The following is a 19,679-nucleotide window of genomic DNA, read 5'->3' on the forward strand; positions in this document are numbered from 1 at the left end:
CCAGGTGAGTGGGTCGTTACCGTACTTAGTAATCGCGTGACTCGAGTTCTTTCAGTTCAGTCTGAGCTTCGGCAAGCTTGCGCTCGCGTTTGGTGATTTTATCTGTATCGCCTTTTTGTTTCGCCTCGGCGAGATCACGTTTACGCTCGGCGATCTCATCTTTCTGTTCTGCAATTTTTTTCTGATGCTCGGCACGTAGCTTGCTGTCAGAACAATTGGCCCGGACTTCGCTCAGGGCCTTGTTCAGGCCGTTGATACGACTCTGATTGTTGTGCTTTTCGGCATAGCTAATCTCCCGCTGAATATCGTGTTCTTTTTCCTGACAGAGGGTGTTGGCGTAGCTGCTGGCACTGAGAGCGAAAAGGGTAACAGCCAAAGCGATGCGGTATTTCATACTTGAACCTTCCATTGTGATTCGACCCGGTAACACGAGGGTCGTTGCTCCAGATAAAAAAGCGTGGGCCATAAACCCAGCTTATTAATCATAGGCACTAAACGGCGAAATCACCAAAGTGGGTGAAATAATTCAGATTCCTGGAAGTTAACCAAAACGGTGTGGGTTATCACGCAAACGTGATAACCACTGCACCGCCTGATTATCATCATCCTGTTGGGCGATGACGAAGCCGTGCGGTAACGTTCTGTCGAGAACGACCTTCGCGGCTGCGCTTTGCGCGCTGGAATCAAAGGTGATCAGCAGCGCATCATTTTGCGGGGTAATGCTTTTAAAGCGAATGCCGTTGGCATCCAGATGATGCCAGATAGAAAAACCGTCTGGCATGCTGGCGCCCTGATTAACGGCGCGAATGGCTAGCGTCGACTCCTGCTGACGAATGGCAGACCAGGTCAGGATAAGCGCGCCTAAAAACAGGATAAAGGTGGTTGTCCAGGCCAATCGTCGGAGCGTTATGCGTGGTAGCAGCATAATTTATCCCCGGTTCCCGTATTTCTTTTTCCATAAAACAACCAGTGAACCGGCGAGGCCAAACACCAGTAAAACAACGGGAAGCAGCATCAGGCACGACATTAACTGATCTTCGTACTTGAGGAACACCGGCGTTTTGCCCAGCAGATAACCGAGTGACGTCAGGATCAAGACCCACAGCAGTCCGCTCATCCAGTTGAAGAACTGAAAGCGCGCATTGTTCAGGCCGGAGAGTCCTGCAATGGTCGGCAGCAGCGTTCTGACGAAGGCAATGAATCGCCCGACCAGCAACGCAGACAAGCCATGTTTATGGAACAGATGGTGCGCGCGCTGATGATAATGCGCGGGAAGATGAGAAAGCCAGTTTTGCACGATGCGGGTATTCCCCAGCCATCGTCCCTGGATGTAGCTGACCCAACAGCCGAGGCTGGCTGCGGTGGTGAGGAGCAGCACCGTTTGTGGAAAGCCCATTGCGCCTTTAGCAATAAGCACGCCGACCAGCACCAGTAAGCTGTCACCAGGTAAAAAGGCCGCAGGAAGCAGCCCGTTTTCCAGAAACAAAATGGTAAACAGGACAAAATACAGCATGCCAATCATCGACGGATTGGCCAGAGTTTCAAAATCCTGAGCCCACAAGGCATTCAGTAATTGAGTCAGTAGTTCCATTCAGTATTCCTGGAGAAATCGGTTGTCGTCATGCCGGTTTTCTGGAGTTTGTAACGCCGCAATATTATTGATCTTTTTTTGCATGTATCGCGGTCTGACACAAATTCACGGCCTGAACTGTTCCCTGTTAAGTTGCAAAGTAAGCAAGCACTGATACACAAAAATTCAAAACGCATGTAATTGTAACAAAGGTCAACGTAGTCCGTTATAGAAATTACGGTCGCTGAACCGTGATTTTGCTTATCGCAAAGGAGGGTGGCGAGAGGATTTACACAGGCTGACACTTTATACCTAATGCTTACCGAGCGTCAGAAACAGGCGCCCTGGCGCGCCTGTGAATATGAGAACGCTTATTTTGCCCCGTTAGCGGCCGTATCCAGATGAACCACCGGATTATCGGTAAAAAGATAACGGTCGGCGTTGAACTCAAAATCATCGCTGGTTTCGTTAAACAGCATCTGTTTGGTGTTCTCAAGGTGCTGCCACATCGCCAGTTTGGCAGCATGGGGATCTTTACGGATTAATGCCCGTAGGATCTGGTCATGGTCATCGCACCAGTTATCTACCGTGCGCAGGTCGATGTGATCGTGCAATTTCTTCCAGTACGGGTTGTGAACACGCTGAGTCCACATTTTTTCAACAATCGCCGCCAGTGCGGTATTTTGCGTTGCCAGCGCCACTTGCACATGGAACTGGAGATCCCACTCGGAGTCACGGAAGCTTTTTTCGTTGCGCGACTTCTCCTGGATTTCCATCAGTTTCATGATGTCCTGTTTAGTCACCTGGGTGGCGGCAAACTCGGCAATATTGCTCTCTATAAGCTGGCGTGCCTGCAGCAGTTCAAATGGACCGTAGCTGGCAAACTCAAGATTGGCATCTGGCGCGACGTAGTGTTTTGGCTGGTTAGAGATGACGTGGATCCCAGATCCTTTACGCACCTCAACGTAGCCCTCAACCTCGAGCATGATAATGGCTTCACGGACCACGGTACGGCTGACGTTCTTTTCATCGGCGATAAAGCGCTCGGCGGGAAGTTTTTCACCCACCAGGTAAACACCCTGCTCAATGCGCGCCTTCAGATCGGCAGCAAGTTGTTGATACAAACGTCGTGGTTCGGTGATTTCCATATGCGCTCCAGGCATGATACGGCAGACTCTATTTGTTATACCACTTTTGCGAATTTGGCTCCACTTGTGACGATAAAAAAGCCGCCAGAACGCTGGCGGCTTTGAACGTATTTCGTTGGTGATTGAGTCAGGTCAACTTTGTGGTGCGGGATCGCCGGTTTGCGGTCCCGAGTCGACCTCGCTGGCCGGTTTGTTTTGCAGCACCGTCCAGATGACTAACGCACCGAGCAGGTCGAATACTGCCAGTACCGCAAACAGTGGGCTAAAGCCGATGGTGTCAGCCAGGGCGCCCACGACCAGCGCAAACAGGGTGCTTGCCAGCCAGGCAGACATCCCGGTCAGACCGTTCGCTGTAGCCACTTCATTACGACCAAAGACGTCAGAAGAGAGGGTGATCAGCGCACCGGACAGGGCCTGGTGAGCAAAGCCCCCGACGCACAGCAGCGCGATGGCAATATACGGGCTGGTAAACAGACCAATCATGCCCGGGCCAATCATCAGGAATGCGCCCATGGTGACGACCATTTTACGTGACACAATCAGGTTGACGCCGAACCAGCGCTGGAACAGCGGCGGCAGATACCCACCAACGATACAGCCGAGGTCAGCAAACAGCATGGGCATCCAGGCGAACATGGCAATTTCTTTCAGGTTAAAGCCGTAAACTTTAAACATGAACAGCGGGATCCAGGCGTTAAAGGTACCCCAGGCCGGCTCAGCCAGGAAACGCGGCAGTGCAATGCCCCAGAACTGGCGGTTACGCAGGATCTGCGCGACGGACATTTTCTTCGCCGTGCCGTTTTTATGCTGTGATTCCTGGCCGTTGAGAATGTAATCACGTTCTTCGTCGGACAGTTTTTTCTGATCGCGTGGGTGTTTGTAAAACACAAGCCAGCACATGGCCCAGATGAAGCTCAGGACACCAGAGATAATGAACGCCATCTGCCAGCTGTGCATCACGATGGCCCAGACTACCAGCGGCGGCGCAATCATCGCGCCAATAGAGGAACCGACGTTAAAGTAACCGACGGCAATGGAGCGCTCTTTGGCCGGGAACCACTCCGAGCTGGCTTTCAGACCCGCTGGGATCATCGCCGCTTCAGCCGCACCGACCGCGCCTCGCGCCAGCGCCAGTCCACCCCAGCTTCCAGCCAGTGCAGTCGCGCCACAGAAGACGGCCCACAGAACGGCGAACATCGCGTAACCTATTTTTGTTCCCAGCACGTCCAGAACGTAGCCAGCAACGGGTTGCATAACGGTGTAAGCAGCAGAGTACGCTGCGATGATATAGGAATACTGTTGAGTGGAGATGTGTAACTCTTCCATCAGCGTTGGCGCAGCTGCCGCCACAGTGTTACGCGTCAGGTAACCCAGCACGGTGCCAAGCGTCACCAGTGCGATCATATACCAACGTAACCCTTTAATTTTACGCATGTAAAACCTCATCGTTTTGTTATTTCCGCGAACGAGCGGTCATCTTCCTGTGTAGGGCGGAGGATGTTCTTTTTACGAAAGGGGTGACCGAAAAAAACCGGTACTCCCCGAACTTTGCCATTTCAAGAATCGTGCTAATTCGGTTTCCGTACCGGTCAATCCGATGGTGGACCATCGGTAATTTGCATTCCGTCGGCTTATGTATTGCGACGGCAAAAAGATAACTTGTCATACAGCTTTAAAAGGTGAGTGCCATCACAAAAGTGTGAATCTTCGTGTGGTCATTATTTCGATTCAGCAAAGCCAGAACTGGCGCGGGTTGGCGTAAGATTTACCTCTTTGAGCGTAATTTTTTTGTCGCCATTTATTGATCTAACTCACGAAAATATCTTCAGTCTGTGGAAATTGGTGTGATAACTTTGTCAGCATCAAAACATAAGCAATCTGACGCACTCGCTGAGAGGAAGACGATAATGACCCCGTTTATGACTGAAGATTTTCTGCTGGATACCGAATTTGCCCGCCGTCTGTATCATGATTACGCCAAAGATCAGCCAATCTTCGATTACCACTGCCATCTGCCGCCGCAGCAAATCGCGGATAACTACCGTTTTAACAACCTGTATGACATCTGGCTGAAAGGCGATCACTACAAATGGCGCGCTATGCGTACTAACGGTGTTGCTGAGCGCCTGTGTACCGGCGATGCGTCCGATCGTGAGAAGTTTGACGCCTGGGCCGCGACGGTTCCGCACACTATTGGCAACCCGCTTTACCACTGGACGCATCTTGAATTGCGTCGCCCGTTTGGTATTACAGGTAAGCTGCTGTCGCCTGCGACGGCGGATGAAATCTGGAATCAGTGCAATGAACTGCTGGCGCAGGAACAATTTTCCGCGCGCGGCATCATGCAGCAGATGAACGTGAAAATGGTCGGTACCACTGACGATCCGATTGATTCACTGGAACATCACGCCTCGGTCGCCAAGGACAGCACCTTTGCCGTCAAAGTGCTGCCGAGCTGGCGTCCGGACAAAGCCTTTAATATTGAGCAGGCGACCTTTAACGACTACATGACGAAGCTGGGTGAGGTGTCCGACACCGATATCCGTCGCTTCACCGATCTGCAAACCGCGCTGACCAAACGCCTGGATCACTTCGCTGCACACGGCTGTAAAGTGTCTGACCATGCGCTGGATGTAGTGCTGTTTGCTGAATCTAATGAATCTGAACTCGACAACATCCTGACGCGTCGTCTGGCCGGTGAAACGCTGAGCGAGCATGAAGTGGCGCAGTTTAAAACGGCCGTGCTGGTGTTCCTTGGTGCGGAATATGCCCGTCGTGGTTGGGTCCAGCAGTACCATATTGGCGCACTGCGTAATAACAACCTGCGTCAGTTCAAACTGTTGGGGCCGGACGTGGGCTTTGACTCGATCAACGATCGTCCGGTTGCGGAAGAACTCTCCAAACTGCTGAGCAAGCAGAACGAAGAAAACCTGCTGCCAAAAACCATCCTGTACTGCCTGAACCCGCGCGACAACGAAGTGCTGGGCACCATGATCGGCAACTTCCAGGGCGAAGGTATGCCGGGAAAAATGCAGTTCGGGTCCGGCTGGTGGTTCAACGATCAGAAAGACGGAATGGAACGCCAAATGACGCAGTTGGCGCAGCTCGGTCTGCTGAGCCGTTTTGTCGGCATGCTAACCGACAGCCGTAGCTTCCTGTCATATACGCGCCATGAATATTTCCGCCGCATTCTGTGCCAGATGATTGGCCGCTGGGTTGCCGCGGGTGAAGCCCCGGCAGATATCCAGCTGCTGGGTGAAATGGTGAGAAATATCTGCTTCAACAATGCGCGCGATTATTTTGCCATTGAACTGAACTAAGGTCCGGGTTGATATGCAATACATCAAGATCCATACGCTGGATAACGTTGCGGTTGCGCTGGCCGATCTGGCGCAAGGCACGCAGGTTAGTGTAGATAGCCATACCGTAACGCTACGACAGGACGTTGTACGTGGACACAAATTTGCCTTGAGCGATATTGCTCAGGGTGAGAACGTCATTAAATATGGCCTGCCGATTGGCCATGCTCTGGCGGATATTGCGGCGGGTGAACATATCCATGCTCACAATACGCGCACCAATCTGAGCGATCTGGATGAATATAGCTATCAACCCGACTTTCAGGAACCTGAGGTACAACCGGCAGATCGCGATGTGCAGATCTACCGTCGTGCCAACGGTGATGTCGGGGTGCGTAACGAACTGTGGATCCTGCCGACGGTCGGCTGCGTCAATGCCATGGCGCGACAGATGCAGACCCGCTTCCTGAAAGAGACCAACGATGCTGAAGGCATCGATGGCGTTCATCTTTTCAGCCACACCTACGGCTGCTCGCAGCTGGGTGACGATCACATCAACACCCGCACCATGCTGCAAAACATGGTGCGTCACCCGAACGCGGGGGCGGTGCTGGTGGTGGGGCTTGGTTGTGAAAACAACCAGGTGGATGCCTTCCGCGAAACGTTGGGCGAGTTCGATCCTGAACGCGTGCACTTCATGGTCTGCCAACATCAGGAAGACGAAGTGGAGGCGGGAATCGAACATCTCCATCAGTTGTACAACGTGATGCGCCACGATAAGCGTGAGCCAGGTAAACTGGGCGAGCTGAAGTTTGGTCTGGAATGCGGCGGGTCTGACGGCCTGTCCGGCATCACGGCTAACCCGATGCTGGGACGTTTCTCCGACTATGTGATTGCCAACGGTGGCACCACCGTGCTGACCGAAGTTCCGGAAATGTTTGGCGCTGAGCAACTGCTGATGAGCCATTGCCGTGACGAAGAGACGTTTGGCAAGCTGGTGACGATGGTCAATGACTTCAAGCAGTACTTCATTGCCCACGACCAGCCGATTTATGAGAACCCGTCACCGGGTAACAAGGCGGGGGGCATCACCACGCTGGAAGATAAATCACTGGGCTGCACGCAGAAAGCGGGTTCCAGCCAGGTTGTCGATGTATTGCGTTACGGCGAACGGCTAAAAACGCACGGTCTGAATCTGTTAAGCGCGCCGGGGAACGACGCCGTTGCCACCAGCGCGCTGGCGGGTGCTGGCTGCCATATGGTGCTATTCAGTACCGGTCGCGGCACGCCTTACGGCGGCTTTGTACCGACGGTGAAAATTGCCACGAACAGCGAGCTGGCGGCGAAGAAAAAGCACTGGATCGATTTTGATGCGGGACAGCTGATCCACGGTAAAGCCATGCCTCAACTGCTGAATGAGTTTGTCGATACCATCGTCGAGTTTGCTAATGGTAAGCCGACCTGTAACGAACGTAATGACTTCCGTGAGCTGGCTATTTTCAAAAGTGGCGTAACGTTGTAATAATTGTACAGGCCTACGCGATCAGTAGGCCTGATAAGCGTAGCGCCATCAGGCATAAACCGTTGCCGGATGGCGGCGTAAACGCCTTATCCGGCCTACATGCTTGCCGCCTTGCTGTCGCACGAAATCTATTGGGTAATCGAAATAGAGTAGATTTTAAAAACGGCGTTTCATAATATGAGGCGCCGTTTGTTTTTGCATTTCCTCACAAGGATTTTTCATGACCGCGTATTGGCTGGCCCAGGGCGTAGGTGTCATCGCCTTTCTGATCGGGATTACCACCTTTTTCAACCGCGATGAGCGCCGCTTCCGGCTGCAGCTTGCCGTCTATAGCGCCACTATCGGGGTACACTTCTTTTTGATGGGGGCCTGGCCCGCGGGGATGAGTGCGGAGCTAAACACCATCCGAACCCTGGTCTCGATGCGCACCCGCAAACTGTGGGTGATGACCGTTTTTATCGTTCTCACGCTGGTTCTTGGGTTGGCGAAACTACAGCATGCGATGGAGTTACTCCCCATTATTGGCACGCTGGCCAGCACTTGGGCGCTGTTTCGCTGTAAAGGATTAACCGTCCGCTGTGTGATGTGGTGCGCGACTGCCTGCTGGGTGGTGCATAATTTCTGGTTGGGATCGATTGGCGGCACGATGATTGAAGGCAGTTTTCTGGTGATGAACGGCCTGAATATTATTCGTTTCAGACGCATGCAAAAACGGGGGATAGATCCCTTCAAAATTGAAAAAAGCGTACAGAAAGAAAACCCCTCCGCACCATGACGGAGGGGAAAAGTGATTAGCCGCGCAGGGCGTTGTTTGCCAGACGTTCGTCTTCAGCCTGGCAGGCTGCAGCGGTAAACAATACGTCGGTTGAGGAGTTCAGTGCGGTTTCACAGGAGTCCTGCAACACGCCGATAATAAAGCCGACGGCAACTACCTGCATGGCGATATCATTCGGGATACCGAACATATTACACGCCAGTGGGATCAGCAGCAGAGAGCCACCCGCCACGCCAGATGCGCCACAGGCACAAAGCGATGCCACGACGCTCAACAGCAGCGCAGTCGGTAAATCAACCGTGATCCCCAGTGTATTCACCGCTGCCAGCGTCAGCACGGTAATGGTGATCGCCGCGCCAGCCATGTTGATGGTTGCACCCAGTGGGATAGAAACCGAGTAGGTATCGCGGTCCAGATTCAGCTTCTCACACAGCGCCATATTCACCGGAATGTTGGCGGCAGAGCTGCGGGTAAAGAAGGCATACACGCCGCTTTCACGCAGGCAAGCCAGCACCAGCGGATACGGGTTGCGACGAATTTTCCAGAACACCAGCAGCGGGTTGACCACGAACGCCACCAGCAGCATACAACCTACCAGCACTGCCAACAGCTGCGCATAGCCCCACAATGTAGCAAAACCCGTGGTAGCAAGCGTGGAGGAAACCAGGCCGAAAATACCGATAGGGGCGAAACGAATCACCAGTTTCACCATAAAGGTGACGGCGTTGGACATATCGTTGACCAGATTCTTGGTCGTTTCATTCCCGTGGCGCAGGGCAAAACCCAGGCCGACGGCCCATACCAGAATGCCGATATAGTTCGCGTTAAGCAGGGCATCAATCGGGTTCGACACCATACTCATCAACAGCCCACGCATCACTTCGACAATGCCCGATGGTGGCACAATATCGTTAGCGCTGCTGGCAAGATGCAGCGTCGAGGGGAAGGCAAAGCTGAACACCACTGCCGCTAATGCCGCGGAGAAGGTACCGAGCAGGTAGAGGAACAGAATCGGACGGATATTGGTTTTTTGCCCATGCTGATGGTTCGCAATAGAGGCCATTACCAGCATCAGAACCAGGATGGGAGCGACGGCTTTTAATGCGCCGACGAACAGGGTGCCCAGCAAACCAGCGGCTTCTGCAGCCGGTTTTGAGATCAGTGCCAGCGCAATCCCCAGTACTAAACCTATCAAAATTTGCTTAACAAGGCTCCCTTGCGCCAAACGCGAGATCAGCCCCGACGAACGTTGCGTAGTCATTTCGTAATCCTTTTATTGTGTTGTCGCCTGACCCTTGTGCGTTCTATAGACGCATCTTTCAGAGTGAGGCAAATGTTTGCATGGCTGAGTATAAGGAAAGAACACGCTTCGGGAAGCGAAATATCCTGGATTTTACGCTGAGATCATATTTTATAACTTTAAATTAACATTGTGATGACATGTTAAACGAAAAGCCCGACGCACACACAGTGGGCGTCGGGCTTTGTAGGCTAGTGGATGAGTGTTACTGCGTTTGCTGCTTTTTATCGTGCTGGTGGTTGACCCACGCATTCACAATCAGCGTCACAAACAGGATCCCGAACACCACGCCTAACGAGATAGCGATTGGGATATGGTAGAAGTCGACGATCAGCATCTTGATGCCGATAAACACCAGAATGATCGACAGGCCGTACTTCAGCATCGAGAAACGCTCCGCCACGCCGGCCAGCAGGAAGTACATCGCACGCAGACCAAGGATGGCAAACAGGTTAGAGGTCAGTACGATGAACGGGTCGGTGGTCACGGCAAAGATTGCCGGAATGCTGTCGACGGCAAAGATAACATCGCTCAACTCAACCAGAATCAGCACCAGCATCAGCGGCGTAACGAACAGCAGACCGTTTTTACGCACGAAGAAATGCTCGTTCTCGATGGTGTCGGTCATACGCAGATGACCGCGCAGCCAGCGCACTAACGGCCTGTCGCCAATGCCGGAAGCATCTTCTTTTGCCAGCGCCATCTTCACGCCGGTAAACAGCAGGAACGCGCCGAACACGTACAGCAGCCATTCGAACTGGGTGATAAGCCAGCTGCCCGCGAAGATCATGATAGTACGCAGAACAATCGCCCCCAGCACGCCATACACCAGCACTCGACGCTGCAACGCTGGCGGCACCGAGAAGTAGCTAAACAGCATCAGCCAGACAAAGACGTTATCCACCGCCAATGATTTCTCGATCAAATAGCCGGTGAGGAACGCCAACGCCTGCGGGTCTGCGACCGCACGCCCCTGGGTTTCTGCCAGATACCACCAGAATACGGCGTTAAACAGTAACGACAACGTGACCCAGACGATTGACCAGGCAGCCGCCTGCTTCATTGACATCGTATGCGCGCCGCGACGACCCTGCAACAGCAGGTCGATGGCCAGCATAATCACCACTACAACAGCGAAGCCACCCCATAACAACGGTGTGCCGACAGTATTCATTATATTTCCCCATGCATAAAAAAACGGCCAACGCCGAATGACGTTAGCCGCTGCTTTTCATGCATAGACCTTGCCATTCGGCAAGGTCTCACTTACAACAACAAAGGAATACGTTGACGTATTCCTTTGTTATCGCCCGGCGACCGGATGTGGTTTTTCACACATCGTAATGACGATCAACCGACAACGAAGTTACTCCCCTTTGCGGGTAACAAAGTATTACAGGCCACGCTTTCAGTCAATGGCCTGCAACATTTGTTTTACACAGTTTTACGCAATCAGCGACGTATTCGCGCTATCTGCTGGGAAAACGACGCCGGTCTGGCGGCGAATTTCCGTTTGCAGCTTAGCGGTAATGCGACTGACAGCCAGTGCCGGGTGATCCACTTCGCCGGATTCAACCAGATGAGCAAAGCGCTCTGCCTCATACAGCATAGTATTGATGTGCTGAGGCACCGTCAGATCCTGCGTTTTTCCACCACGCGGAACAAAACAGACTTTCTGGCATTCGGAGATTTTCTCAATAACCAGTGACCCTGATTCGCCCTGAATCTCGCTGGCCAGCACCGAGTCGCTCACTTTGGAATGCTGTAACGTGACGCTGAAATCACCGTAGTTCAGCACCACAACGCCGTGGGCATCAACACCGCTTGCCAGCAGGCTGGCGCTGGCCTGTACGCTCTGCGGTTCGCCCCACAGCGCAACCGCCGAAGCCAGGCAGTAAAAGCCGATATCCATAATCGAGCCATTTGAGAACGCTGGATTAAAGGTATTCGGGTTTTCACCGTTCAGATAACGCTGGTAGCGTGAAGAGTACTGGCAGTAATTGATAAACGCCTTTCTGACATTTCCTACCTTGGGCAGAGATTGCTGCAGCAGCAGGAAATTGGGCAGGCAGGCGGTTTTAAACGCCTCAAACAGCACCACCTGATTTTCCCGAGCGCAGGCGATAGCGGCATCGACTTCTGCCAGGTTTGATGCCAGCGGTTTCTCACAAATGACGTGCTTTTTATGGCGTAAGAACAGCTCGGTCTGCGGGAAGTGCAGAGAGTTTGGGCTGGCGATATACACTGCATCAATAGCGTCACTCTGCGCCATTGCATCCAGCGAAGTAAACAAATGCTCGACGAGATAATCGTTAGCGAAGCTTTGCGCCTGTTCAAGGCTGCGGGAATAGACTGCGGTTAACTTATATTTGCCGGTTTCATGGGCGGCATCCACAAACTGGCGGGTGATCCAGTTTGTGCCAATCACTGCGAAACGTATCATAAAGGCCTTCAGGCTGCGAAAAGGGATCCTTGCGCCAATTTAGCATGCCTTGCTGACAAAGCCAGTGCGCTACTGCGCAGTTTGCTTTAGCGATTGTTGCGTTAACCACAGGCGGGTGTCGAACTCCAGTTGGTGATACTGAGGTTCCATATGGCAGCACAGCTGGTAAAACGCTTTGTCATGTTCTTTTTCTTTCAGATGCGCCAGTTCATGAACCACGATCATGCGTAAAAAAGGTTCCGGGGCGTTGCGAAATACGGTGGCGACGCGAATTTCCGCTTTTGCTTTCAGCTTGCCGCCCTGCACGCGAGAGACGGCAGTATGCAGTCCAAGCGCATTCTTCAACACGTGGATCTTACTGTCATACATCACTTTATTGAGCGGTGGGGCATTGCGCAGAAACTGACTTTTCAGATCCTGGGTATATTGCCAGAGCGCCTTATCGGTCGCGAAGTCATGCGTACCCGGATAACGCTTTTCCAGGACCGCGCCCAGACGTTGCTCGCTGATCAAGGTTCGAACCTGATCAAGTAAATGCTCCGGGTAGCCCTGCAGATAGGTCAACTGACTCATTTGTGCCCCATATAAAGTATAAAAAGTGTATACTCACGCACCCTTTTCAGGGATACGCCGAAATTTTACCATTCAGGAGGGCCGATGAGCCACATAGACAACGGTTTCCGTTCGCTGTCACTTAAACGTTTCCCGGAAACGGATGACGTTAACCCGCTGCTGGCGTGGGAAGCTGCAGATGAATATCTGCTGCAACAGCTGGACGATACCGAGATTTGCGGCCCGGTGCTGCTCCTGAATGATACCTTCGGTGCGCTGGGCTGTGCGCTGGCGGAACATTCGCCGTACAGCATTGGCGACTCTTATTTAAGCGAACTGGCAACGCGTGAAAACCTGCGTCATAACGACATTGCCGAATCCAGCGTCCAGTTCCTCGACAGCACGGTCGATTACCCACAGGCGCCGGGCGTGGTACTGATTAAGCTGCCAAAAACCATGGCGCTGCTGGAACAGCAATTGCGTGCGTTACGCCTGGTCGTCACGCCGCAAACGCGTATTATCGCCGGGGCGAAGGCGCGCGATGTGCATACCTCGACGCTTGAGCTGTTTGAAAAGGTGCTGGGCCCAACCACCACCACGCTGGCATGGAAAAAAGCCCGTCTGATCAACTGTACGTTCAGCAATCCTGAACTGGCTGACGCCTCACAAACGCTGAGCTGGAAGCTGGAAGGCACCGACTGGACGATCCACAATCACGCTAACGTCTTCTCCCGTACCGGGCTGGATATTGGCGCACGTTTCTTTATCGAACATCTGCCGGACAATCTGGAAGGTGAGATTGTCGATCTCGGTTGCGGTAATGGCGTAGTGGGTCTGACGTTGCTGGAGAAGAACCCGCAAGCGAGCGTGGTGTTTGTGGATGAATCGCCGATGGCGGTGGCGTCCAGCCGCCTGAACGTGGAAACCAACATGCCAGACGAGCTGGACCGCTGCGAGTTTATGATCAACAACGCGCTGTCTGGCGTGGAACCGTTCCGCTATGACGCTGTGCTGTGTAACCCGCCGTTCCATCAGAAGCACGCACTGACTGATAACATCGCGTGGGAGATGTTCCACCACGCCCGCCGTTGCCTGAAGATTAACGGCGAGCTGTATATTGTGGCGAACCGTCATCTCGACTACTTCCACAAGCTGAAGAAGATTTTCGGCAACTGCGAAACCATCGCCACCAACAACAAATTTGTGGTGCTGAAAGCGGTGAAATTAGGGCGTCGCCGCTAATCGCTGATGCCGGATGGTGGTTAACACCTTATCAGGCCTACAACGAACTGCCTCGTAGGCCTGATAAGCGTAGCGCCATCAGGCAATGATGTGTGTAATTACCTTATCCGGCCAACGAAAGACATAACGTTAAATTTCCAGCGCCAGTCGAGTGCCTTGCGCGATGGCGCGTCGGGCATCCAGTTCTAACGCCACATCACACCCGCCGATCAGATGTACTGTTTTACCGGCCGCATGCAGCGGATCGACCAGTCCACGACGAGGTTCCTGACCTGCACAAATTACCACATGATCCACGTTCAGGAGCTGAGGCTCGCCGTTGATCAACACGTGCACTCCATCATCATCGATCTTCTGATAGCTCACCGCCGGGATCATTTTCACTCCACGAGACAGCAGGGTGGCGCGATGGATCCAGCCCGTGGTTTTACCTAACCCTTGTCCCGGTTTACTGGCTTTACGCTGCAACATGACTATCTGGCGCGGGCTACGGGATAACTGTGGCCCTTCCGGGCGTAAACCACCTGCTTGCTGGAGGCTGGTATCGATTCCCCATTCCACGCAGAATTCTGCAATGTTTTGGCTGGTGGGCTCGCCGGGCTGGCTCAGATACATGGCGGTATCAAAGCCGATCCCGCCGCTGCCGATAATCGCCACGCGTTGACCTACCGGCGTTTTATCTCGTAAGACATCAAGATAGGTCAGTACCTTAGGATGATCGATGCCGTCGATCGGCGGCGTGCGTGGTTCGATCCCGCTGGCGAGGATCACTTCATCAAACGAGAGCAGATCGTCTGCGGTGACAAAATGATTCAGCTTCAGCGTCACGCCGGTGACGTCGATCATCCGGCGGTAATAGCGCAATGTTTCGTAAAATTCTTCTTTGCCGGGGATCTGTTTGGCGATATTGAACTGTCCGCCGATCTCCGCGTTGGCATCAAACAACGTGACCTGATGACCGCGTGAAGCGGCGTTGATGGCAAAGGCGAGCCCCGCAGGACCGGCACCGACTACCGCCAGATTCTTCAGATGTGTCGCCGCTACGATCGGCATTTTGGTTTCATGACAGGCGCGGGGGTTCACCAGGCAGGACGTCACTTTGCCGACGAAGATCTGATCCAGACAGGCCTGATTACAGCCTATGCAGGTGTTGATCTCATCCGCTCGCCCGCTTTGCGCTTTTGACAGCAGCTCGGCATCGGCGAGGAACGGGCGTGCCATCGACACCATATCAGCATCACCACGGGCCAGAATAGCGTCGGCAACGCCCGGATCATTAATGCGGTTAGTGGTGACCAGTGGTACCGTTACGTGACCTTTCAGCTTGCGCGTCACCCAGCTAAACGCCCCGCGCGGCACCGGCGTGGCGATGGTCGGGATCCGTGCTTCGTGCCAGCCGATCCCGGTGTTGATGATCGTAGCACCTGCCGCCTCAATGGATTTCGCCAGCTGGACGGTTTCGTCAAACGTGCCGCCATTTTCCACCAGGTCGAGCATCGACAGACGAAAGATAATAATAAAGTCGTTACCGGCACGTTGACGAACGGCCCGTACCACCTCGACGGCAAATCGCATGCGGTTGGCGTAATCGCCGCCCCATTGGTCAGTCCGCTGGTTGGTGCGCAGGGTGAGAAATTCGTTGATCAGATAGCCTTCCGAGCCCATGACCTCTACGCCGTCGTAGCCTGCTTCCCGCGCCAGCTGTGCGCAATGGGCAAAATCCTCAATCAGTTGCAGGACTTCATCGTGGGTCAGCTCATGCGGGGTAAAGCGGTTGATCGGCGCCTGAATAGCGGAGGGCGCGACGAGGTGCGGCTGATAGCTATAACGTCCGGTATGCAGAATTTGCAGCGCGATTTTGCCGCCTTCGTCATGCACCGCGTCGGTAATTACGCGGTGATGTGGTAACTGGCTGGCATCGTTTAACATCGCGCCGCCTTCCATACCCACGCCGGAAAGCGCAGGGGCAATACCGCCGCTCACAATCAGAGCGACGCCGTGACGGGCGCGCTCGGCGTAGAACGCGGCCAGCCGTTCTGCGCCATCGGGATACTCTTCCAGACCGGTATGCATTGAACCCATCAACACGCGGTTTTTAAGCGTGGTGAATCCCAGATCGAGCGGGGCGAACAGCGACGGATAGCTCATAATGGTGTCCAGTATGTAAAATTATTGTTATGTGGTCGGATGAGTTACTAATTTAGCCGTCGCGGCGCAAAAGGGAAAAGGGGAATGCCGTGATTGTGATGGGATTCAAAAAAGGAGTGGGGCCAGAGAAAGAATTTGCCGGATGTCGGTGCAAGCACTTTATCCGGCAATAGGTCACAGCTTACTGTTTTTTAAGAAAATCATTATACAACATGTACAGATGCGCCGCGCTCCAGGAGAAGTTGGGGGCACCCTGTTGCGCGCCGGTCAGCGGGTTATAGTTTTCCTGAATTGGGCCGTCCGCAGTGAGTCCTTTGGCATGGTTGAAGAACGTATCCGCCATTTTCAGCGCTTCATCGCGGTAGCCGTAGCGCGCCATGCCTTTTAAGCCAAACCAGAACTGATCCACCCACACGCGCCCACGCCAGTAAATATCCGGGCCGAAAGCCGGGTTGGTGAGCGCCGCGGTGCCCAGCGGCACAAAGGTGTTGAACTCTTTCGGGTCGAGCATCACCTTCACCACCGCGTCAGCATGAGACTGCGTGGCCGCGCCGTTAAACAGCGGTGACCAGCCTTCCGGCCCTTTCCCACGTTCGACAATCGGTTTTCCGGCACAGCCGTTTGCCAGCGGCTTATCTTCAATGCGAACGTCATAGAAATACTGCGTATTCGCATCGAACATACAGGTATTGATGTAATCCGTCAGTTTCGTCGCCAGCGCCTGATAGCGTTTCGCCTCCTGCGTTTTCCCGAGCAGGGTCGCCATTTCCGCCAGGTAATGGTTATCGCTGACCATGTAGCTGGCCTGATCGACCGACTCCTGGAGTAGCGAATAGCCCAGTAATTTTCCGTCGTGGCTGCGATTTTCAGCGAATTTCACCACCCAGTCGCTGCGTTTGCCACCGTTAGCGACGTACTTATCCAGTTGTTCTTTGTCGATAAAACCAAACACCGCGGCGTCGTCACGTCCGGATTCCCACGAGGCGGCGACCTGCGCCGGGATCTCCAGGCTGTCATACTGGCCGTTGCGGGTAACAGCGGCATAGTTTTGCAGCCCTGACAGGGTTTCTTCTTTGTCACCCTTTTTCACCGTGAACAGCATCTCGCCGCTGGCGGTGTTGTGCGCTTTATCGCGAGTGGCGCCGTACTCTGGAACGCCGTTGCCGTTATGATCGCGGTTACGCAGCCACCAGTCGTGGTATGCCACCAGTTTCGGGTACATTTCTTCGAGCCAGGATTTGTCTTTGGTGACGTTGTAGACTTCCATCACCGACCATGCCGCCAGGCTGGGCTTGGTATTGCGCTCGTTCCAGTTACCGCCATCACCACCGCGTTCCGGGCTGAGGTTCCAGGCAATCAGATCGGGAATAAATCCCGCGTCCTGTGGGCGCACCGGATCGCCGGGTTTAACCTGCCACGAGAAAACAGCGCGAATATTTTCTTTCGCGATATCCGGGTTAAAGTGCGCCATTGCAAACGCCTGCTTCCAGGTGTCCCACGGCCAGGTCTGGTTGCCAGAGAACCAGCGGCCCGTTACCGACGGCGTCACGGTATTGTAGTTAACCGCACCACCCGGTGAGCGCCAGTTACCGTTCAGCGTTTCGATAGCCTTCACCGCCACGCGGGTTTGTTCTGGGGTGGCATCCGGGTTGTTTAAACCTTTTTTGAGATAGGATTCCCAGCGCTGCTGTGAGGCGAGCATGTAAGAAGACGGGCGCGCCAGAATATCGCGGATCTGCGCCTGTTCTTTGCTGACCTCCTGCGCGGTCAACAGATGTGAATAGGTGGTGTAAAGCGTGGTAGAGCCATTGATATGCGCTTTACTGGTAAATCGGTGGCCATCAACAGTGGTGTTCATGGCAAGTGATTTGTGTACCTGATACTCCGACTCGCCGGAGGTCAGCAGATCCCAGGTTGATCGCACTTTACCGAAGGTGACCTTCAGGCCGTCGCGCGTAGCGATTATTTTTCGCTGGTAGTCCGGATACTCGTCATCAATGGTTTTATCGGAGAGGGGTTTTCCCTCTTTCGCTTCCAGCTTTTCCAGTAACTCTCCGTCCCACACCAGATCCAGCGGCGTATTGCTAGTGATTTTGGTTTCCAGTAGTGAGGTATGTGAACTGGCAAAGCGCAGCGTCATCTCGATCTGCACCGCAGTGGATGACAGTTTCTGTACCAGTGCGCCGGGCAGGCTGTAAGCCTCGAGAGTGAAATCGACCTTTTTACCGTTCTGGTACACCGTCAGCCGGTCAAAATTTGTGGCCATAAAGTTGATGTACTCTTCCGTCAGTAGCGCCACGCCAGGGAAGCCGCCCATTGTTGCAGGGCCATCCGGCAACAGGTGTCCGTGCCATGCGCCGAGGTCGAAAAAGGGATTAAAACGCTGATGGTCGTCATAATCGTAGTCGTGCATATAACCTGGCGCGCCGGTGCGATTGATGACGTTTTTAACGCTGTCTACGTTAGCTGCCAGTGAGGAAAAACTCATCAGCAGCCCACACGCCAGCGGCGTAAGAATAGGTGTCATGTTCATGGTATTCCGGTCCTTGTTACCAATAGAAATATTGCATCAGGAAGATCTGGTCGCTCGGGTCGCCAGATGCATTTTGCATATAGAACCGGCTGTCGAAGGCGGTGGCGAAACGACCGCTGCCGTATTCATACCAGATACCGAACTGCATAAAAGAGGTGGTTTCATCCTCGGCGTTGTCTGGCCGATGTTTGGCATAGCTGTAGGCGGTGGAGAGGTAGACGCCTTTGAGCGCTTCATACATGGCACTGACCATATAGCCGGTCTCTGTACCCCATTCATCCAGGCCGTCGGCGCGTCCGGTGTGATGCCAGGCGCGCGCAGCAAAGTTAGGCGAGAGAAGGCCGGTCAGGAACAGTTGTCCGGTGCCGTCGGTGATCTCCAGACCGTTCATCCAGGTTACGCCTTCGGTCAGGTCGTACTGGATGTAGCCATTCATCATGGCCGGATAGGTATACTTATCGTCGTAGCGATCGTATTTGCCGAAGTGCAGCCAGGCCTTGCTTTCATCATGATGTCCGGCAGGCGTGGCGGTCACGCTATAACGCAGCGGGCCGGTCAGGTTTTGCACCTTAATGGCGGTCATGATGTCGCGCGTGTTGGGGATGACGTAGCCCAGATCCGGCGTGAAGTCTCCCCACCATTGCAGGTCATCGAGCGATGAGTCCTGGCGCAGGCTGAGCATTAGCTCCGTGCCGTCATCGGTGCGGTAACCGCCGTAAAATCGGTTAATTCCGCCTTCAAACCCGCCCCAGCTATGATCGGGCACCCAGGCGTTTCCCTGGTGATCCGCCTGTACGGTCCAGCCTTCGCCATAGATCAGACCAAACCACGAGCCGTGTTTAATTTCCAGGCCCCCTTCGATATAGGTTCCGTCACTGTATTTATGTTTATCCTGTCCCTCTAAATCCATATATCCCCCCATTCCCAGTTCGCCATAAAAACGAAATGAGGGAGAGGATATTGCGGGCGTTTTTGTGTCGTCGTGTTCTGCCGGTCGCACTTCTTCTGCACCCAGAGAGGAGACACAGAAAAAGGGCAGGGCAATAAATACCCTGCAACAATGGCTATTGATTTTCATGCTTCTATCCTAAGCAAAATAAAATAATGTTTTTATTGTTATAGCCTTGGCGAATATTGTTTATTGTTA

16 protein-coding genes are annotated in these 19,679 nt (G+C 53.6%); 4 read left to right on the forward strand and 12 right to left on the reverse strand.

Annotation, left to right across the window (positions count from 1 at the left end):
• Positions 1–25: 25 nt before the first annotated feature.
• From IB214_RS02910 to IB214_RS02930, 5 genes are all read right to left on the reverse strand, one after another.
• Positions 26–394 carry a DUF1090 domain-containing protein gene (locus IB214_RS02910; RefSeq protein WP_096759327.1) on the reverse strand — a complete coding sequence of 123 codons (369 nt, stop codon included), beginning with the start codon at positions 392–394 and terminating at the stop codon, positions 26–28.
• 147 nt (positions 395–541) lie between these two features.
• Complete coding sequence (gene mzrA / locus IB214_RS02915; protein WP_096755580.1) at positions 542–925, reverse strand: EnvZ/OmpR regulon moderator MzrA; 384 nt, start codon at positions 923–925, stop codon at positions 542–544.
• A 3-nt stretch (positions 926–928) separates the two neighbouring features.
• Positions 929–1,591 carry a DedA family general envelope maintenance protein YqjA gene (gene yqjA / locus IB214_RS02920; RefSeq protein WP_045447871.1) on the reverse strand — a complete coding sequence of 221 codons (663 nt, stop codon included), beginning with the start codon at positions 1,589–1,591 and terminating at the stop codon, positions 929–931.
• 350 nt (positions 1,592–1,941) lie between these two features.
• Positions 1,942–2,718 (reverse strand): transcriptional regulator ExuR, encoded by a 777-nt coding sequence (gene exuR, locus IB214_RS02925; protein WP_096755581.1) that lies wholly within the window; start codon positions 2,716–2,718, stop codon positions 1,942–1,944.
• A gap of 132 nt (positions 2,719–2,850) precedes the next feature.
• Positions 2,851–4,152 carry an MFS transporter gene (locus IB214_RS02930; RefSeq protein WP_096759328.1) on the reverse strand — a complete coding sequence of 434 codons (1,302 nt, stop codon included), beginning with the start codon at positions 4,150–4,152 and terminating at the stop codon, positions 2,851–2,853.
• Between the two features lie 473 nt (positions 4,153–4,625).
• Here IB214_RS02930 and uxaC point away from each other — a divergent pair, with 473 nt between their 5' ends.
• From uxaC to IB214_RS02945, 3 genes are all read left to right on the forward strand, one after another.
• Positions 4,626–6,038 carry a glucuronate isomerase gene (uxaC, locus tag IB214_RS02935; protein ID WP_096755582.1) on the forward strand — a complete coding sequence of 471 codons (1,413 nt, stop codon included), beginning with the start codon at positions 4,626–4,628 and terminating at the stop codon, positions 6,036–6,038.
• A gap of 13 nt (positions 6,039–6,051) precedes the next feature.
• On the forward strand, positions 6,052–7,539 hold the full coding sequence (locus tag IB214_RS02940; RefSeq protein ID WP_096755583.1) for an altronate dehydratase family protein: 1,488 nt from the start codon (positions 6,052–6,054) through the stop codon (positions 7,537–7,539).
• A 220-nt stretch (positions 7,540–7,759) separates the two neighbouring features.
• Positions 7,760–8,314, forward strand: a complete 555-nt coding sequence (locus tag IB214_RS02945; protein WP_115257430.1) for a YgjV family protein — start codon at positions 7,760–7,762, stop codon at positions 8,312–8,314.
• 16 nt (positions 8,315–8,330) lie between these two features.
• Here the strand turns inward: IB214_RS02945 and sstT are convergent, their stop codons facing one another.
• The 4 genes from sstT to IB214_RS02965 all read right to left on the reverse strand — a co-directional run bounded on the left by sstT (position 8,331) and on the right by IB214_RS02965 (position 12,630).
• A complete protein-coding gene (gene sstT, locus IB214_RS02950; RefSeq protein ID WP_117342712.1) occupies positions 8,331–9,575 on the reverse strand; it encodes a serine/threonine transporter SstT in 1,245 nt (414 codons plus the stop codon).
• Between the two features lie 244 nt (positions 9,576–9,819).
• Entirely contained in the window at positions 9,820–10,788 is a 969-nt protein-coding gene (locus IB214_RS02955) for a TerC family protein (protein ID WP_115257431.1), read from the reverse strand.
• Positions 10,789–11,058: 270 nt separating this feature from the next.
• On the reverse strand, positions 11,059–12,057 hold the full coding sequence (locus IB214_RS02960) for a Gfo/Idh/MocA family oxidoreductase (protein WP_096755587.1): 999 nt from the start codon (positions 12,055–12,057) through the stop codon (positions 11,059–11,061).
• Positions 12,058–12,126: 69 nt separating this feature from the next.
• Positions 12,127–12,630, reverse strand: coding sequence for a M48 family metallopeptidase (locus IB214_RS02965; RefSeq protein WP_117342711.1), 504 nt, complete (start codon positions 12,628–12,630; stop codon positions 12,127–12,129).
• An 84-nt stretch (positions 12,631–12,714) separates the two neighbouring features.
• Between IB214_RS02965 and rlmG the strand changes: the two genes are divergently transcribed.
• Positions 12,715–13,851 (forward strand): 23S rRNA (guanine(1835)-N(2))-methyltransferase RlmG, encoded by a 1,137-nt coding sequence (gene rlmG, locus IB214_RS02970; protein ID WP_117342710.1) that lies wholly within the window; start codon positions 12,715–12,717, stop codon positions 13,849–13,851.
• Between the two features lie 129 nt (positions 13,852–13,980).
• On the opposite strand, the gene IB214_RS02975 is transcribed toward rlmG, so the two are convergent.
• The 3 genes from IB214_RS02975 to ygjJ all read right to left on the reverse strand — a co-directional run bounded on the left by IB214_RS02975 (position 13,981) and on the right by ygjJ (position 19,610).
• On the reverse strand, positions 13,981–15,999 hold the full coding sequence (locus tag IB214_RS02975; protein ID WP_117342709.1) for an NADPH-dependent 2,4-dienoyl-CoA reductase: 2,019 nt from the start codon (positions 15,997–15,999) through the stop codon (positions 13,981–13,983).
• A 181-nt stretch (positions 16,000–16,180) separates the two neighbouring features.
• The gene (ygjK, locus tag IB214_RS02980; RefSeq protein WP_117342708.1) at positions 16,181–18,532 is read right to left on the reverse strand and encodes an alpha-glucosidase; all 2,352 of its coding nucleotides are present in this window, start codon (positions 18,530–18,532) and stop codon (positions 16,181–16,183) included.
• Positions 18,533–18,548: 16 nt separating this feature from the next.
• Positions 18,549–19,610 carry a protein YgjJ gene (gene ygjJ, locus IB214_RS02985; RefSeq protein WP_115257434.1) on the reverse strand — a complete coding sequence of 354 codons (1,062 nt, stop codon included), beginning with the start codon at positions 19,608–19,610 and terminating at the stop codon, positions 18,549–18,551.
• Positions 19,611–19,679 lie beyond the last annotated feature (69 nt).

The organism is Citrobacter sp. C1 (assembly GCF_014596895.2).
In the GTDB taxonomy this organism is placed as follows: Bacteria; Pseudomonadota; Gammaproteobacteria; order Enterobacterales; family Enterobacteriaceae; genus Citrobacter; species Citrobacter gillenii.

Coding starts and splice junctions, on each gene's coding strand:
- IB214_RS02910 (WP_096759327.1), bottom strand. CDS start 394: ATGAAATACCGCATCGCTTTGGCTGTTACCCTTTTCGCTCTCAGTGCC.
- mzrA (WP_096755580.1), bottom strand. CDS start 925: ATGCTGCTACCACGCATAACGCTCCGACGATTGGCCTGGACAACCACC.
- yqjA (WP_045447871.1), bottom strand. CDS start 1,591: ATGGAACTACTGACTCAATTACTGAATGCCTTGTGGGCTCAGGATTTT.
- exuR (WP_096755581.1), bottom strand. CDS start 2,718: ATGGAAATCACCGAACCACGACGTTTGTATCAACAACTTGCTGCCGAT.
- IB214_RS02930 (WP_096759328.1), bottom strand. CDS start 4,152: ATGCGTAAAATTAAAGGGTTACGTTGGTATATGATCGCACTGGTGACG.
- uxaC (WP_096755582.1), top strand. CDS start 4,626: ATGACCCCGTTTATGACTGAAGATTTTCTGCTGGATACCGAATTTGCC.
- IB214_RS02940 (WP_096755583.1), top strand. CDS start 6,052: ATGCAATACATCAAGATCCATACGCTGGATAACGTTGCGGTTGCGCTG.
- IB214_RS02945 (WP_115257430.1), top strand. CDS start 7,760: ATGACCGCGTATTGGCTGGCCCAGGGCGTAGGTGTCATCGCCTTTCTG.
- sstT (WP_117342712.1), bottom strand. CDS start 9,575: ATGACTACGCAACGTTCGTCGGGGCTGATCTCGCGTTTGGCGCAAGGG.
- IB214_RS02955 (WP_115257431.1), bottom strand. CDS start 10,788: ATGAATACTGTCGGCACACCGTTGTTATGGGGTGGCTTCGCTGTTGTA.
- IB214_RS02960 (WP_096755587.1), bottom strand. CDS start 12,057: ATGATACGTTTCGCAGTGATTGGCACAAACTGGATCACCCGCCAGTTT.
- IB214_RS02965 (WP_117342711.1), bottom strand. CDS start 12,630: ATGAGTCAGTTGACCTATCTGCAGGGCTACCCGGAGCATTTACTTGAT.
- rlmG (WP_117342710.1), top strand. CDS start 12,715: ATGAGCCACATAGACAACGGTTTCCGTTCGCTGTCACTTAAACGTTTC.
- IB214_RS02975 (WP_117342709.1), bottom strand. CDS start 15,999: ATGAGCTATCCGTCGCTGTTCGCCCCGCTCGATCTGGGATTCACCACG.
- ygjK (WP_117342708.1), bottom strand. CDS start 18,532: ATGAACATGACACCTATTCTTACGCCGCTGGCGTGTGGGCTGCTGATG.
- ygjJ (WP_115257434.1), bottom strand. CDS start 19,610: ATGAAAATCAATAGCCATTGTTGCAGGGTATTTATTGCCCTGCCCTTT.